This window comes from Propioniciclava sp. MC1595 (assembly GCF_017569205.1).
Lineage (GTDB): Bacteria > Actinomycetota > Actinomycetes > Propionibacteriales > Propionibacteriaceae > Propioniciclava.
Window position 1 is genome coordinate 1564617 of record NZ_CP071870.1, and the last position, 15688, is coordinate 1580304.

General features: G+C 71.4%; 12 protein-coding genes. 6 read left to right on the top strand and 6 right to left on the bottom strand.

Features of this window, described 5'->3' with window-relative positions; all coding sequences use genetic code 11:
* Window positions 1–106: 106 nt before the first annotated feature.
* The gene (leuC, locus tag J4N02_RS07445; RefSeq protein WP_188333358.1) at window positions 107–1516 is read left to right on the top strand and encodes a 3-isopropylmalate dehydratase large subunit; all 1410 of its coding nucleotides are present in this window, start codon (window positions 107–109) and stop codon (window positions 1514–1516) included.
* A gap of 2 nt (window positions 1517–1518) precedes the next feature.
* Entirely contained in the window at window positions 1519–2124 is a 606-nt protein-coding gene (leuD, locus tag J4N02_RS07450; protein WP_188333357.1) for a 3-isopropylmalate dehydratase small subunit, read from the top strand.
* A 25-nt stretch (window positions 2125–2149) separates the two neighbouring features.
* Here the strand turns inward: leuD and J4N02_RS07455 are convergent, their stop codons facing one another.
* The gene (locus J4N02_RS07455) at window positions 2150–4495 is read right to left on the bottom strand and encodes a hypothetical protein (RefSeq protein WP_188333356.1); all 2346 of its coding nucleotides are present in this window, start codon (window positions 4493–4495) and stop codon (window positions 2150–2152) included.
* A gap of 117 nt (window positions 4496–4612) precedes the next feature.
* A complete protein-coding gene (locus J4N02_RS07460; protein WP_182816152.1) occupies window positions 4613–4798 on the bottom strand; it encodes a hypothetical protein in 186 nt (61 codons plus the stop codon).
* Window positions 4799–4839: 41 nt separating this feature from the next.
* Between J4N02_RS07460 and J4N02_RS07465 the strand changes: the two genes are divergently transcribed.
* Together J4N02_RS07465 and J4N02_RS07470 are read left to right on the top strand one after the other, a co-directional pair.
* Window positions 4840–5958, top strand: coding sequence for a D-alanine--D-alanine ligase family protein (locus J4N02_RS07465; RefSeq protein ID WP_188333355.1), 1119 nt, complete (start codon window positions 4840–4842; stop codon window positions 5956–5958).
* Entirely contained in the window at window positions 5955–6917 is a 963-nt protein-coding gene (locus J4N02_RS07470) for a thiamine-phosphate kinase (protein WP_188333440.1), read from the top strand. The genes J4N02_RS07465 and J4N02_RS07470 overlap by 4 nt, the downstream gene beginning before the upstream one ends.
* Here the strand turns inward: J4N02_RS07470 and J4N02_RS07475 are convergent.
* The 4 genes from J4N02_RS07475 to J4N02_RS07490 all read right to left on the bottom strand — a co-directional run bounded on the left by J4N02_RS07475 (window position 6885) and on the right by J4N02_RS07490 (window position 12333).
* On the bottom strand, window positions 6885–7553 hold the full coding sequence (locus J4N02_RS07475; RefSeq protein ID WP_188333354.1) for a YhfC family glutamic-type intramembrane protease: 669 nt from the start codon (window positions 7551–7553) through the stop codon (window positions 6885–6887). The genes J4N02_RS07470 and J4N02_RS07475 overlap by 33 nt on opposite strands.
* Window positions 7554–7622: 69 nt before the next feature.
* On the bottom strand, window positions 7623–8609 hold the full coding sequence (locus J4N02_RS07480; protein WP_188333353.1) for an alpha-L-glutamate ligase: 987 nt from the start codon (window positions 8607–8609) through the stop codon (window positions 7623–7625).
* A gap of 1 nt (window position 8610) precedes the next feature.
* Complete coding sequence (locus tag J4N02_RS07485; protein ID WP_188333352.1) at window positions 8611–10077, bottom strand: serine protease; 1467 nt, start codon at window positions 10075–10077, stop codon at window positions 8611–8613.
* Window positions 10078–10119: 42 nt separating this feature from the next.
* A complete protein-coding gene (locus J4N02_RS07490; protein ID WP_188333351.1) occupies window positions 10120–12333 on the bottom strand; it encodes a DNA/RNA non-specific endonuclease in 2214 nt (737 codons plus the stop codon).
* 147 nt (window positions 12334–12480) lie between these two features.
* Here J4N02_RS07490 and J4N02_RS07495 point away from each other — a divergent pair, with 147 nt between their 5' ends.
* Complete coding sequence (locus tag J4N02_RS07495) at window positions 12481–14982, top strand: DNA translocase FtsK (protein WP_188333350.1); 2502 nt, start codon at window positions 12481–12483, stop codon at window positions 14980–14982.
* Complete coding sequence (locus J4N02_RS07500; protein WP_188333349.1) at window positions 14982–15683, top strand: SDR family oxidoreductase; 702 nt, start codon at window positions 14982–14984, stop codon at window positions 15681–15683. Before J4N02_RS07495 ends, J4N02_RS07500 begins: the two co-directional genes overlap by 1 nt.
* The last annotated feature ends 5 nt before the right edge of the window (window positions 15684–15688 follow it).

A 15688-nucleotide genomic window follows, 5' to 3' on the forward strand; every position in this document is an offset into this window, starting at 1 on the left:
CTCTGATACTGCCGTCTCATTCTGTGACACGCAAGTGGAAAAGTGGTTTCATCGTGGGTGAAGGGCTTCGATGAGCCCAGCCAACCAGGAGTGATGGGGGATCCGCATGGGCAAGACCCTGAGTGACAAGGTCTGGGAGGACCACGTCGTCAAGCGCGCCGAGGGCGAGCCTGACCTGTTGTTCATCGACCTGCACCTCGTGCACGAGGTCACCAGCCCGCAGGCCTTCGACGGCCTCCGCCTCGCGGGTCGTCCCGTGCGGCGTCCGGACCTGACGCTGGCCACCGAGGACCACAACACCCCCACCGAGAACATCCTCGCCCCGATCGCCGACCCGGTCTCCCGCCTCCAGGTCGACACGCTGCGCAAGAACGCGGGCGAGTTCGGCATCCGGCTGCACTCGCTGGGTGACAAGGACCAGGGCATCGTTCACATCATCGGCCCGCAGTTGGGCATCACCCAGCCCGGCATGACGATCGTCTGCGGCGACTCCCACACCGCCACCCACGGCGCGTTCGGCGCGCTCGCGTTCGGCATCGGCACCTCCGAGGTCGAGCACGTGCTCGCCACCCAGACCCTCAACCAGGCGCCCGCCAAGCGGATGGCCGTCAACATCAACGGCGACCTGCCCGCCGGCGTCACCCCCAAGGACGTCGTGCTCGCCCTCATCGCGAAGGTCGGCACGGGCGGCGGACAGGGCTACATCGTCGAGTACCGCGGCACCACCATCGAGAACATGTCGATGGAGGGCCGGATGACGATCTGCAACATGTCCATCGAGTGGGGTGCGAAGGCCGGCATGGTCGCTCCCGACGAGACCACGTTCGCCTACCTCAAGGGACGCCCGCACGCCCCCGAGGGTGAGGCCTGGGACGCGGCGGTCGAGTACTGGCGCACGCTGCGCACCGATGAGGACGCCGTGTTCGACGCCGAGGTCGACATCGACGCGTCCACGCTGACGCCGTTCGTGACCTGGGGGACCAACCCGGGCCAGGGCGTCGGGCTGGGCGAGGCCGTGCCGTCGCCGGAGGACTTCTCCGACCCCGTCGACCGAGCCGCCGCCGAGCGCGCGCTGGAGTACATGGATCTGGTGGCCGGCACCAAGATGAAGGACATCCGCGTCGACACGGTCTTCCTCGGCTCGTGCACCAACGGGCGGATCGAGGACCTGCGCCTGGCGGCGTCCGTGCTGGCGGGCCGCAAGGTCGCCGACGGCGTCCGCATGATGGTGGTGCCCGGCTCGGCGCGCGTCCGCCTGCAGGCGATGGAGGAGGGCCTCGACGAGGTGTTCAAGGCCGCAGGTGCGGAGTGGCGCGAGGCTGGCTGCTCCATGTGCCTGGGCATGAACCCCGACCAGCTCAAGCCGGGCGAGCGCTCGGCGTCCACCTCGAACCGCAACTTCGAGGGGCGCCAGGGCAAGGGTGGACGTACCCACCTCGTCTCGCCGTCGGTCGCCGCCGCCACCGCCGTGCGCGGCACCCTGTCCTCGCCCGCCGACCTTGTTGAGGGGAACTGACCATGGAGAAGTTTGAATCGCACACCGGCGTCGGCGTGCCGCTGCGTCGCTCGAACGTGGACACCGACCAGATCATCCCGGCGGTCTACCTCAAGCGCGTGACCCGGTCGGGCTTCGAGGACGGACTGTTCGCCGCGTGGCGCAACGACCCCGCGTTCGTGCTCAACCACGACGCCTACAAGGCCGGCTCCGTGCTTGTGGTCGGGCCCGACTTCGGGACGGGCTCCTCGCGCGAGCACGCGGTGTGGGCGCTGCAGAACTACGGCTTCAAGGTGGTCATCGGCTCGCGCTTCGGTGACATCTTCCGGGGCAACTCGGGCAAGTCCGGGCTGTTGGTCGCGCTGGTGTCGCCCGAGGTCGTCGAGGAGCTGTGGACGTTCCTCGATGGGACCCCCGGCGCCGAGCTCACCGTCGACCTCGTGGCGCGCACGATCACCGCCGGTGAGGCGACGTTCCCGTTCGAGATCGACGACTACACCCGCCACCGCCTGCTGAATGGGCTGGACGACATCGGCATCACGCTGCAGAAGGACGCCGACATCGCCGCCTACGAGGCCAGGCGCCCGTCGTGGAAGGCCAAGACCATTCCTGCGAAGGTCGCCGACTGACGCTGAGCGGGCACGCGGGCCGAGCTCATGAGGTGAGCGCCTCCAGCCACTCTGCGTAGGCCGCAGCGAGCTCCACCTGCGTCGTATTCTTCGTGAAGCGCAGAGTGTCCTCTGCCAGCGTGGCCGCCCGCGCTCTTCGCCCATCCGGGTCGAGGGCGGCGAGGGCGGAGCGGCTGGCCAGGCCCGCCTCCAGCAGGTGCGCCACCGCCTCGACGGCGACCGTCGTGAGGGCGTCCTGCCCCTGCAGGGAGCGGTGGACCCGGGCGATCTCGACCAGGTGGGCCGCCGCCGGTGGGGCCAGGCCCAAACGAAGCGCCAGCTCGGTCGGCTCCATGGACGCCAGGAGTCCGGGGGAGTCCAGACCGCACTTCTCGAGCGCCTTGCGGTGCGTGCTGAGCGGGGCGAGGTCGAACAACTCGGTGCGCGGCGCCGGCCGAAACTCGGTGAACTGGGGAGTCTTGCGGAACCACTCCAGTTGGGGATCCTTCGGTAGCCACGCGACGACCCGGTCGGAGACCCGCGCGGCGCGGAGTTCGGGAAGCAGGGCTTTGGCGACGGTCTGCTGCTCCGCCTCGACCGGCACCCGCAGCCCGGGGGTGGCACGGGAGCACGCCCAGGAGTAGTGCGCCGAGGGTGACCGGTCCAACTCGGCCCACGAGCGGACGTCCGCGGCAACGTCGGCCCCCAAGTCCTCGGTGAGGCGGTCGTCCGACACGTGTACTGCCATGGCCGCAGCGCGGGACCGGACCGCCTGCAGCCACAGGACGCTGCGCGGCGAGAGGGTCCGGCCCGCCGCGTGGGCCGCGCCACACAGGGCGATGATGGCGGCCCTGGCGTCGGCGATCGCAGCATCCACGTCCACCTCGACCTTGTTGCCGTCGTCGCCGCCCTCCTGCCGGGCGAACACACGGTTCACCCCGACCAGGGCGCGGAACAGGTGCAGGCGCAGGACGAGGGGGACCCGGCCCAGTCGGGCGTCCTCGTCCGGGCTCGTCCTCGTCACCCGCTCGATGGCGCCGTCGAGCCAGGCGGCGTACTGGGCGAGCTCACCGGCGTCGCTGGACTTCCGGTGGAGCTGGTGCTGCAGGTCGGCTCGCGCCAGCCAGTTGCCCGGGTCGGCCTGCACCGCCTGCTTGAGCAGGGCCAGCCCGTTCTTCGCGTTCGGCCCCGCCGCGGCGTACTGCAGGCCGACCCCACGCCAGCTCGTGGCGCCACAGAGCCCGCCGAATCCTTGATGCGCCTCGGCCAGGGTTGTCACGACGAAGGCTGCCAGAAAGACGTGCGGGTCGAGCTTGGCGTCGGAACCGGGGACCTCGAGGTCCTTCCCGGTCAGGACCAGCGACCGGCGAGAACGCCCGTTGCGGAGGATCTGCGCGGAGGTCACGTCGCCGTCGACATCGACGACGACCCTCCACGGCGTCCAGCCCAGCAGGGACGAGATCGCCGTGGCGACCGTCGCGACCCATCCGACCTTCACCTCGGTGAGCACGTTCTCCAGAGCCTCGACGTCGGGCCCGACGGGCCGTTCGATTCCCCGGGGCGGGCTCGCGCCCAGCTCCTCCAGCAGGGACAGCACGTGCGCGGACGCAGCCGGGTCTTCCTTTCCGGCCTTGTTGATACGCACCGCCACCCGGAGCTTGCGTGCGGTTCCCCACGCGGTGAGCCCCACGCCGAGCGCGGCCGTCACCAGGCCTGCGGCCACCAGCACGCCGAGCACCGGGCCGGTCGCCGCGGGCCACGCCTCCACCGCGAGCGCGACCAGACCGACGGACGCCAGCGCCACCAGGGCCCACCCCCCGCCCAAGGCTCGCCGGGCGGAGGAGGCCTTCGTGCGGCCGGGCCAGTCCTGCCGCGCGAGGACGAGGACACGGGCCACGAGGAGCAGGCCGGCGAGCAGGCCCGCCACGGGCAGGGCCAGCGTGGCCATGGGCGTCAGGACGTCCTTCTGGAGCGACTCCCAGCCCTTGGTGGCCCGCTGCCAGAACGTGGGGTCCTTGGCCTTCAGCCCTTCCAGTACGCCGAGGGCGCGGGCGTTCTCATCGTCCAGCTGCAGGGAATCGTGGGCCTTGGTTCGCGCCGCGTCCTTCTGGCCGTCGCCCGCGAGGCTCTCGGCCTCGACTGCCAGCACCTCGGCAGCGTGGACGATCCCGAGCGCCTCGGCCCGCTCGTCGGTGCACTGCTGGGACGCGTCGTCGGAGAAGGGGGCGTTGATGGCGTCCACATAGGCGATGGCGCGCTGGGGGCGCTGCCCGTCGATGAGGCTCCGGGCGGGCCCGCAGTCGAGGGCAGCCGCGGCGGGCGAGGCGACCAGGGCGCACCCGAGCGCGACCAGGGTTGCGACCGCCGGCTGGACGCGGGGGCGGGGTGGCACTGGTCCGTGGCGGACGGTCAGAAAGGGACGAGCAGGTTCCATGGGTGGCACCTCACGCGCTGGGTGGCTGGAATCTACTCCCCGGCCCCCGTAGGGGCAATGGGGAGCTGGGGGCCCTCAGGGCAGGGACGCCCGCGCCACCACCCCGTCCACGACCTCGACGAGGAGGCGCTGACCCACGCGCAACGCGCGCAGGGTGGGATCAATCGAGTCCAAGGGAACCACCACGCGGCGTCCGGCATCGTCCACGCACTCCCAGCCGGTGTCGACACGGCCGGCGATGGTGAGGCCGATGGTGGGCATGGGAATAGGGTAGGGGCGCCCGTATCCGACAGGAGAACCCGATGGCCGAAACCACCCGCACGCGTGTCGCGATCATCTTCGGCGGGGTCAGCTCCGAACACGACGTGTCGTGCCTCACTGCGGGCGGCGTCACGCGGGCCATCGACACCGAGCGGTTCGAGGTCATCGGCGTCGGCATCACGCCGAGCGGTCGGTGGGTGCAGGTGCCCGTCGAGGAGATGGCCGCCATGCAGGTGGTCGAGGGCACGCTGCCGCGCCTGACCGAGGATCGTCCCGAAGCACTGTTGATGCGCCGTGACGGCGGGGGCCGCATCGCGACCATCGACGGTGACACCCTCGTCGACCAGCGCGACTTCGACGTCGCCTTCGCCCTGCTGCACGGCCCCTTCGGCGAGGACGGCACCATCCAGGGGCTGTTCGAGATGATGGGCATCCGCTACGTCGGGTCCGGTGTCGCGGCGTCGGCCAACGGCATGGACAAGGACCTGATGAAGACCGCCCTCGCAGGCGCCGGCCTCCCCGTCGCGCCCTGGGTGACCATCCACCGGCGCCAGTGGGGCGCCGAGCAGCGCCACTTCCTGCAGAAGATCGAAGCCGACCTCACCTTCCCCGTGTTCGTCAAGCCCGCGCGCGGCGGCTCCAGCCTCGGCATCACCCGCGCGGCCACCCCGGACGACCTCCCTCGCTGCATCGAGGAGGCCTTCGGCTACGACCCCAAGATCATCGTCGAGGAGGGCGTCATGGGTGCCCGCGAGGTCGAGGTGGCCGTGCTCGACAACCTCGACGGCGCGCCCCGCGTATCGCTGGCCGGCGAGATCCGCATGCACACCCCCGACGCGTTCTACGACTTCGAGGCCAAGTACACCCCCGGCGAACAAGTGAGCCTGGACGTCCCCGCCGCCATCGACGGTCCGCTCCTGGCCCGCCTCCAGCGCCTCGGCGCGCGCACGTTCCGCGCCATGGGGGCCGAGGGCCTCTCCCGCGTGGACATGTTCGTCACCGCCGACGAGGAGATCTTCGTCAACGAGCTCAACACCATGCCCGGGTTCACCTACATCTCGATGTACCCCCAACTGTTCGAGGCCTCCGGCCTCAGCTATGCCGACCTCATCGCCGAGCTCGTCCGGCTCGCCCTCGAGCGTCCCACCGGGCTGCGCTGATGGCATCGCGCACGATCGCCGACGAGGGCGAGTTCGGGCTGATCGCCCAGGTCACCGCCGGGCTCACCATGCCGGACGCCGTGACCGTCGGCCCCGGCGACGACTGCGCGGTGTTCGCGCCCTTCGGGCAGGTGGTCGTCTCGACCGACGCGATGCACGAGGACGTCCACTTCAAGAAGGTGTGGTCGGGGCCCCACGACGTGGGCCGCAAGGCCGTCGGGGCGGCGCTGGCCGACGTCGAAGCCATGGGGGCCACGCCGCTGGGCGTCGTCGTGGCCCTGTCCGCCCCCGAGGAGACACCGACCGAGTGGGTGCTGGAGTTCAGCCGGGGCGTCCGGGACGAGTGCGGCCTCGGCGGGGCCGCGCTGATCGGCGGGGACACCACGCGGGGTGCGGTCATCGGCATCGTCGTCACCGCCTTCGGCGACCTGCAGGGGCGGGCGCCGGTGCTGCGATCCGGCGCGCGGGTGGGAGACGTCGTGGCCTTCACCGGACGCCTGGGCATGGCAGCCGCCGGCCTGGCGGTGCTGGGGCGGGGGTTCCGCTCGCCCGGAGCGGTGGTCCGGGCGCATCGCGTCCCGGAGGTCCCCTACGGCCAGGGACGCGCGGCGGCCGAGGCCGGGGCGTCCGCCCTGGTCGACTGCTCCGACGGCCTGCTGGCGGACCTGGGCCACGTGGCGCGGGCGTCCGGGGTCGCGATCGACCTCGACTCGGCCACCCTCGACGTGGACGAGGCCCAGAAGACCGTCGCCGCGGCGATCGGCGGGGGAGACCCGCTGCACTACATCCTGACCGGGGGTGACGACCACGCCCTGCTGGGCACGTTCGCGGCGTCGGACGTCCCCGAGGGCTGGACCGTCATCGGCCGCGTCCTGCCGCTCGAGCCGGACGCCGGCGCGTCTGTCACCGTCGACGGCAAGGTGTGGTCAGGCGACGCCGGGGGTTGGCGCCACTTCTGAGGTCGGGCCTTGCGGGAACAGGGGCCGGGACCTGACGATGGCGACCCACAGCCCGATCGCCAGCGCCACGAGCACCGCCTCGACGAGGACCAGGTTCACCCCCGCGCCCGCCATCGCGACCGCGACCAGGTTGAACGACCCGTGCAGGAGGACCGCCGCCACCCAGCCGAGCAGCTTGCGGCCGTGCACGATGCCGGCGAGCACGAGCAGGCTGCACGCGATGTGCAGGCTGATCGCGGCCAGGCGCTCGACCCCGCCCAGCAGGAACATCCAGGGGCTCGTGTCGACGAGCGCGCTCCGGAGTTGCTCCGCCGTCTCCCCCGGCAGGGTCTGGGCCACGGCGTCCCAGCCCCCGGAGTTGATCAGGACGCCGAGGACCAGGTTGTTGACGTTGGCGATCCCGAGCAGCAGGACCGCCTCGATGCCGCCATGGCCCAGGCCGAAGGAGACGCCGTCGATCCAGCGGCGCAGGTGCTTCAGGAGCCACAGCATCAGCAGCAGGCGGGCGGTCTCCTCGAACAGCCCCGCGGAGAAGCTCGCCCCGGGCCCGGACATCAGCACCGAGGGCCACGGTTCGGGCAGGTTCGGGACGACGAGCGCCATCAGCGGCATCCGCGTCACGACCTGGGCGAGCACGAAGGCCAGCTGTTTCGCAAGGTAGTAGGTAGGGCCAGCAAGATGGGCAGGTCGCGGCGCGGGTTCGCCTCAGCTCCCCTGCGCTGCCGGGGCGTCCAGCCGCGCCAGCAGGGCCGCGAGGGAGGCCGTGATCGGTTGGCCGGTGGCGAGCTCGACGAACAGCCACTGGCCGGCGGGGTTCACCTCCAGGAAGACGTGGTCGCCGTCGGGGGCGCGTCGCAGGTCGATGGCGCCGTACAGCAATCCGAAGTGGTCCATCAAGGCGTGCAGGCGCTCCACCACGGCGTCCGGCAGCGTCGTGGGCACGATGGGGGCGTTCGCGGTGTCCATGCGGAAGTCGTAGGGATAGGACGACTCGCCCGCCCGGATCTCGGCCGCGTGGACGTCCCGGCCGACGATCGTCACCCGGACGTCGGTCCCCCCGGGGATCAGCTCCTGGAAGATCACCGGTGCCAGGCGGACCTGATCCAGCAGGTCCACGTCCGAGGGCAGCACGAGGCGGGTCTCGGCCCAGGCGTCCTCCATGCCGCCGAACGGCTTGAAGATCGCCCCGGCGTCCTCACCCGCGAGGAACGCCCGCGCCTCGTCCGGGTCCGTGGTGGCGCACGTCCGCGGGACGCGCAGGCCCAGGGTCGCCGCCACCTTCAACTGCCACAGCTTCCGGGACGCCGCGAGGTCGCGGTCGGGGTCGTTCACCCACGTGGCGTCCGTGCACGACCACAGCCCGCGCACGGCGGCGTCGACCTCAGCGTAGGAGAACCGGCGGTCGACTTCGGTGCGGAGCTCGGCGTGCAGAACGTGGGGGAGCGGACGCCGCCACCACACCGCGCGCAGCGCCGTGAGGTCCACCGTGCGTCCCCCACCGCCGGACGCCCCACCGTCACCCTCGACCCACGTCCCGGTCCACGGCGTCCGGTTGGAGTGCCTGCTCGTGATGCGCACCCGGGTGGGTACCGCCGCCGTGTCGAGGAACACGGCGGCGGACCCGAGCTCGGCGAGGCGGGCGACCACGCCCTGGGCGTGGAGGTCCGCCTCGGAGGCGATGATCCCGATCACGTCAGGCCTGCTGGCCGAACGCCTCGGCGTAGAGCGCGTACACCTGGGTGTACTCCTGCTTGAGCGCGTCCAATTGCTCCTCGGCTGCGAGCAGGGCGGCCTCGTACTGCTCGAGCGTCGCCTCGTACTCCTCCCGGCTGGGGGTGCCCGCCGCCTCCGGCCCGAAGCGGTGCCCGCCCTGCAGCGCGAACGGCCGCAGTCCGCCGGCCACGACGGGGTCGCGCACGACGGCCGGGTTGATCACCGGGTCGAGCCAGCCGGGGTCGATGTGCTCCTGCAGGGAGTCGGCGGCCCCGCCGGTCCCGACGTCGCCGGCCGGGGAGGTGATGATGTTGTCGCTCACCGGGGAGGTGACGATGTTGTCGATCGTCACCTTCGTGCCGATCACGTCGCCTCGGGGCGTCGTGTCCAGCCAGGCGAGGGTGGCCAGGTCGTCGCGGGGATTGGTCCCGATCCGGTCGATGATGGTGTTCGTGTCGCGGGACGCCAGCGTGCCGATCAGGTCATCACGGGGGGAGGTGACGATCCGGTCCGGGATGGGTGCGGTGGCCGTGTTGAGGTTCTGCAACGTGGGCGAGACGTTGCGGATCGTCATGATCGGGACGCCGAAGTTCGACCCCGTCCCCTGCGGGTTGCAGCCACCGTTGGTGTGTACCCCGACCAGGCTGCCGGCCGGCCCCAGGATCCCCGAGCCGGAGTTGCCGCCGAGTGTGTCGATGTCGTTGTACAGCAACCGCCCGGGGACCAGCCCCGTGGCCGGTCCGGCCTCGATGCGCTTGGGCCGGCCGGCCGGGTGGCCGATGATGGCGATCATCGCGTTCAGCGCCACGTCGGCCGTGGCCACCGGCGTGAACCCGTACGTGTTCCCGGGCGAGCCGCCGATGCGGCAGATCGCCATGTCCACCCCGCCGAGGCGGTACTCCACCAACTGCGTGATCGGGAAGCGGGCCTCGGCCCTCAGGGTGCCCGAGGCGTCCACCTGGTAGTTGAAGTTGAGGTGCATGCGGGTGGCGATCTCCTGGGGCGAGATCGTCGTCGTGGTGCCGTTGACGGTCGGGCGGGTCCACCCGTTGCCGGTCTGGTCGAACAGGTGGCCGCAGGTGAGGAAGAGGTCCGGGCTGATCATCGTGCCCGACCCCCAGCGGGCGCCGTTGACGTTGCCGGGGTTGGTGTAGTGCGTGGCCAGGTCGTCGTTCCACTGGACCTGGGCGACCGGCGACTGGTGGGCGTCCACGAAGGCGCGCGTGACGCCGAGGGTCCCGTCGTACTGCTCGACGGGCTGGCTGTCGTCGGCGAGGCCGCAGATCGTCTCCAGCAGGAACGAGTACTCGTCCCCCTCGGACTCCAGGCCGACCAGGTCGGGCAGGACGTCGGGTGGTGCCGGGAACAGGGCGTCGAAAACCCGCGGGTCGAGGCGATCCGGGGCGTTGCCTTCCCGCGAGGACTTCTGGCTCTTGGTGTCGGACATGGTTCTCCTTCTGGCAGGGGTGGGTGCTGCGGGGGTAGTGCGTCAGGTCACGATGTCGTCGAGGGAGTGCAGCGGGATCACGGTCCGGCCGTCCACCTCCAGGCTGCCGGGGGCGCCGCCCCCGGCGAGGTGGTCGTGGTCGCGCAGGACGCCGAACCTGAGGCCCGTCTCCTTCTCGACGTTCTCGATGGTCGTCTGGACGGCGGCCACGTCGAGGAACGCCTCGTCGAAGCCCGTCAGGGTGGTGATGTCGGCTTGGCCCAGGATGAACGCCGTGGCCGACAGCGTCCCGTCCTCCCGCACGAGCGCGCAGACCTTCCAGAACCCGAGGGGGACCCGGACGGCGGCGTCCATGAACTCGTTGCGGTAGGGCGGGTCGGTGGGGCGGAACAGGGGGCCGGTCATCACGCTGAGGCGGCGCGACTCCGGGGCGGCCTTCCGCTCGAGCAGGAACTGCTCGATGCCCTGCCAGCGGTCGGTGCGCTGGTTGAAGCCGTCCAGCTGCAGGCAGGCGTTGGTGAAGTGGAACGTGTCGGCGGCCGCGTCACGGGCCTCCTCGGGCGTGCCCCACGCGACGTCCAGGTACCGGGTGAGGTGGCCCCGGTCGGTGCGCTTGGCGGCGTACAGGTCCTCGCCGAGCTGGTTCGCCGGCGTCGCCGGGTCGTCGATGCGCGGGTCGATGAACCACCGGTCCCGGCGCTTGGGCAGCTTCGGCCGGTCCCGGCCGTCGATGTTGGCGGCGCTGTACCAGGCGAAGCGGCGCTCGCGGTTCATCGCGACCGAGTAGTGGTGGTAGGCCAGCTCGTGCTTGTCCCCGTGCACCCGGAACTCCTCGGGGACCTCGACCGTCCGCGCTCGCATCGCCCGCGACAGCGTGGGAAGCGGCACCGTGATGCCCAGGAACGCCGGGTCGTAGCCCCGCCGGGTGGTCCAGTCCGGGTCGACGCGGGTGGCCTCGACCACCAGTGGGCTGGACGCCGGCGCGGCTGCGTCGGTGTCGGCGTCAGGGGTGGCGTCGGGGGTGGCCGCGCCCGTGGCGACTGCGCCGGCCTGGAGCACGACCGGGGTCGGTCCACCCAGCGACACCGTGATCGTCAACGGCACCTGGAAGCTGACCGCTCCGGCGCCCGCCGCTGACGTGGGGACGCCCGTCACGGGGACCGGGACCTTGTGGGCTCCGCCTGGGCGGGACGGCAGCGCTCCCAGCTCGGTGTGGCGGGCCAGGTGGATGGGGTTCGGCGGAGTTCCGGTGAGGGCGGCGTCGCGGAGCGCGGACGCGGCCTCATCCAGGGTGGCGGCCTTGAGGGAGGCGACGATGGCCGAGACCCGGGCGCCCTCGTTGGCGATCCAGTCGACCAGGGCGGGGTCGTCGGTGTTCTGGTCCCAGGGCGTGCCGTCCTTCTTCAGGATGGTCTCGCCCTCCATGCGCGGGACGCCAGAGTGGTGGAGCGCGATGATCTCCCACTGGTCGTTGAAGCAGGGGGACCCCGAGGACCCCGGCTCGGTGTCGGTGGTGTAGTACAGGAAGTCGGGCTTGCCGTTGGGGATGACGATGACCTCGTTGTTGCGCAGGGCGACCTGCTTCAGGCCGCCGCGCGGGTGCTGGATGATGTTGATCGGGTCGCCGGCCTCCGCCTTGCCCAGGGTGGGGTTCAGCCGGTTCCACGGGTACCGCTCGAGCGGCTGACCCCGTGAGGAAGCGGCGGCCAGGGCCACGACGGTGAAGTCCAGCTCCTTGTCGGTGACGAAGAATGTGTCCGGTTCGAAGGCGTAGGTCTGGACCGGCAGCAGCTCCCCCGACGCGTTCTCCTGGTAGTCGAACTGGGCCTCCGCGTTCTGGGCCTGCTCGGGCGTCCGCAGCACGTGGTTGTTGGTGAGCAGCAGGCGCGGGCCGACCAGCACGCCGGTTCCCGCGCCGCGCCCGACCCGGATGCGGCACACCGACCGTGCGACGGCCACCGCCAGTTCGAGGTAGTTGACGTCGCGCAGGTCGCTGGAGCCGATGATGCGCTCCTCGGCGAGGCCGGCGAGGGTGTCCTGGGCGGAGCTGGGGGTGCCGAGGGCCTCGGCGTCCGCCACGACGGCGCGGGCCTTCTCCTCGGTGAGGGCGGCCTTGAGGTACTGCTTGCGCCGGTCGGGTGCGGTGTCGATCTCGGCCCCGGCCATGGCCTCGGGGGCCTTCTCCTCGAAGCGGACGGCCGCAGTGCGTGCCGCCTCGACGCTGAGGAGTTCGTCACCCGGGTACGGATTCTTCATCGCGGTTCCTTCAAGGGGTGGTCGTGGGCGGCGACCGCGCTGGGCCCATCGTTCTCCCGGGGGAGGGGGTGGGTCAAGGGGTTCGTGTGAGAATCCGGCGGCGTGGTCGCTTGGGGAGCCACCGGGTGGGTTGTTAGGGTCGCCCCCATGGCGACCCGCGCGTCTTCCCCCACGCGGAGCCGATCGACCGCATCCTCGCGGTCGACGACTTCGCGTGGCGGAAGCAAGTCCAAGAACACACGTCGAACTCCCGCGAAGCAGTCCGGGGGTGGCTTCGGCGACGTCCTGGCCGCCATCGGGCGCGGCATCGTCGCGCTGTGGCGCGGGCTGGCCGGCCTGCTGGGCGGTTTGGTCCGCAGCATCGGCTCCGGTGTGCGCGACCTCGATCCCGAGCTACGCCGTGACGGCACCGGCCTGTTCCTGGTGATCATCGGCATCCTGACCGCGGCCGCCTTCTGGTTCCTGCTGCCCGGCGCGGTGGGCGACTGGCTGCGCGTGGTGTTCTCCACCGTGTTCGGCGCGGCCTCGGTCGCGCTCCCGCTGGCCGCGTTCGGCATGGCGTGGCGCACCCTGCGCGACCCCGCCGCCAACGGGCCCACCGGACGCCAGCCCGTCGGCTGGCTCGTCTTCGCACTCGGCGTGCTGGGGCTGGTCCACGTCGCCAAGGGCATCCCCAGCCCGAGCCGCCCCGAGGAGATGCGCGCCGCCGGCGGCGCCCTCGGCTTCATCCCGAGCTCGTTCCTGGCCGACCTGGTCACGGTGTGGGTCGCCGTCCCCGTGCTGGTCGTCATGGCGCTGTTCGGCGCGCTGGTCATCACCGGCATCCCGCTGTACGAGGTGCCCGACCAGTTCCGGTCGGTGCGCGAGAAGTACCGCCGCGAGGACGCCCCCGAGCTCACCTACGGCGTCGACGAGGCCTACGACACGCCGCTCGTGCGCGACCCCGACGACGCGTACGACTCCTACGCCGAGCCCCCGGCCGCGCGCGGTGGTGACGAGGTCTACGACGTCGACGCCTTCGACGAGCCCCGCAAGCCCGTCACCGCGGGCAAGGCCCCCAGCGCCGTCGAGGCCGGGGGAGCGGCGACCGCAGCCGGCGGCGTCCCGGCAACGGCCCCCGCCGAACTGCAACCGCCCGCCCACAGCAACGAACCGCTGCGCGCGGAGCAGACGGTGCTCAGCGGGGATATCCAGTACGTGCTGCCCGACCACCAGGTCCTCAAGCCGGGCTCGGCGCCGAAGTCGCGCACCGAGGCGTCCGACGCGGTGGTGGGGCGCCTGGCCGAGGTGTTCACCAACTTCGACATCGACGCGAAGGTCACCGGTTACACCCGCGGCCCGACGGTCACCCGCTACGAGGTCGAGCTCGGCACCGGCGTCAAGGTCGAGAAGGTCACCGCGCTCGGCAAGAACATCGCCTACGCGGTGGCGTCGGCCGACGTGCGCATCCTGAGCCCGATCCCGGGCAAGTCGGCGATCGGCGTCGAGATCCCGAACACCGACAAGGAGATCGTGTCCCTGGGTGACGTGCTGCGCTCCAACCGCGCGCGCAACGACCACCACCCGATGACCGTCGGCCTCGGCAAGGACGTCGAGGGTGGCTACGTCATCGCCAACATGGCCAAGATGCCGCACCTGCTGGTCGCCGGCGCGACCGGCTCGGGCAAGTCGTCGTTCGTGAACTCGATGATCACCTCGATCATGATGCGCGCGACCCCCGACGAGGTGCGCATGCTGCTGGTCGACCCCAAGCGCGTGGAGCTCACCAACTACGAGGGCATCCCGCACCTGGTCACGCCGATCATCACCAACCCCAAGAAGGCCGCCGAGGCCCTGCAGTGGGTCTGCCGCGAGATGGACACCCGCTACGACGACCTCGCCGCCTTCGGGTTCCGGCACGTGGACGACTTCAACAAGGCGGTGCGCGCGGGTCAGGTGAAGCTGCCCCCCGGGTCTGAGCGCGTGTTGGCGCCGTACCCGTACCTGCTGGTGATCGTCGACGAGCTCGCCGACCTGATGATGGTCGCCCCGCGTGACGTCGAGGACTCGATCGTCCGCATCACCCAGCTCGCGCGTGCGGCCGGCATCCACCTGGTGCTGGCGACGCAGCGGCCCTCGACCGACGTCGTGACCGGCCTGATCAAGGCCAACGTGCCCTCGCGGCTGGCGTTCGCGACGTCGTCGATGACCGACTCGCGCGTCATCCTCGACCAGCCCGGTGCTGAGAAGCTGGTTGGCCAGGGTGACGGCCTGTTCCTGCCCATGGGCGCCTCCAAGCCCGTGCGCGTGCAGGGGGCATGGGTGACCGAGCAGGAGATCCGCTCGGTCGTGAAGCACGTCACCGAGCAGCTGGCCCCGCAGTACCGCGAAGACGTTTCCGCACCGCAGGAGTCGACCAAGGTCGCCGAGGACATCGGAGACGACCTCGAGCTCGTGCTCGAGGCCGCGCAGCTGGTCGTCAACCTGCAGCTGGGATCGACCTCGATGCTGCAGCGCAAGCTGCGTGTCGGGTTCGCCAAGGCCGGACGCCTGATGGACATCCTCGAGACGCGCGGCATCGTCGGTCCCTCCGAGGGGTCGAAGCCCCGCGAGGTGCTCGTGAAGCCCGACGACCTCGACGAGGTGCTGGCGAACCTGGCGGAGGGCTGATGTCGGCGCCTCGCCGGTCGGTGCTGGTGACCGGCGGCACCCGCGGCATCGGACGCGAGGTCGTGCGGTTGCTCGCCCCGTCGTGGCGGGTACTGGTCGGGGGTCGCTCTGAAGCTGCGGTTGCGGCCGTGGTCGCCGAGTGCCCGGACGCCGCGGGCTTCGTCTGCGACCTGGCCGACGAGGACGCCGTGGCTTCGACCGTCGCAGAACTCGAGTTGGGGGCGTCCGGTCTGGACGCCGTCGTGCACTCCGCCGGTGTCGTCGGCTACGGCTCGGTCGAGGACACGACCCGCTCCGACTGGCGGCACGTGCTCGAACTCAACGTCGTGGCGGTCTCTGACCTGACGCGGTTGCTGCTGCCCGCGCTGCGCTCCGCGGGCGGGACGGTCGTGGTCGTCAACTCCGGGTCGGGGTTCAACGCGGGTGCGAACGGGGCCGTGTACGCGGCGTCCAAGTTCGCGGTGCGCGCCTGGGCCGACTCGCTGCGTGCCGAAGAGCGAGGGTGGGTGCGGGTGTCGTCCGTCCACCCCGGGCGCGTCGACACCGACATGCAGCGCGAGCTGCAGGCCGCCGAGGGGCGCGAGTACGACCCCTCCATCGCCATGGAGGTGACCTCGGTCGCCCGCGCGATCGTGTTCGCCCTGGAGGCGCCGGCCGATGCGGCGGTGGAGTCCCTGTCCATCCGGCCGACCAGCGCTTAACGTGG

Bases quoted from the DNA above. Each gene is read 5' to 3' on its own strand.
- J4N02_RS07490 (WP_188333351.1), bottom strand. From the start codon at position 12,333: ATGAAGAATCCGTACCCGGGTGACGAACTCCTCAGCGTCGAGGCGGCA.
- J4N02_RS07485 (WP_188333352.1), bottom strand. From the start codon at position 10,077: ATGTCCGACACCAAGAGCCAGAAGTCCTCGCGGGAAGGCAACGCCCCG.
- J4N02_RS07495 (WP_188333350.1), top strand. From the start codon at position 12,481: ATGGCGACCCGCGCGTCTTCCCCCACGCGGAGCCGATCGACCGCATCC.
- J4N02_RS07460 (WP_182816152.1), bottom strand. From the start codon at position 4,798: ATGCCCACCATCGGCCTCACCATCGCCGGCCGTGTCGACACCGGCTGG.
- J4N02_RS07500 (WP_188333349.1), top strand. From the start codon at position 14,982: ATGTCGGCGCCTCGCCGGTCGGTGCTGGTGACCGGCGGCACCCGCGGC.
- J4N02_RS07465 (WP_188333355.1), top strand. From the start codon at position 4,840: ATGGCCGAAACCACCCGCACGCGTGTCGCGATCATCTTCGGCGGGGTC.
- leuC (WP_188333358.1), top strand. From the start codon at position 107: ATGGGCAAGACCCTGAGTGACAAGGTCTGGGAGGACCACGTCGTCAAG.
- leuD (WP_188333357.1), top strand. From the start codon at position 1,519: ATGGAGAAGTTTGAATCGCACACCGGCGTCGGCGTGCCGCTGCGTCGC.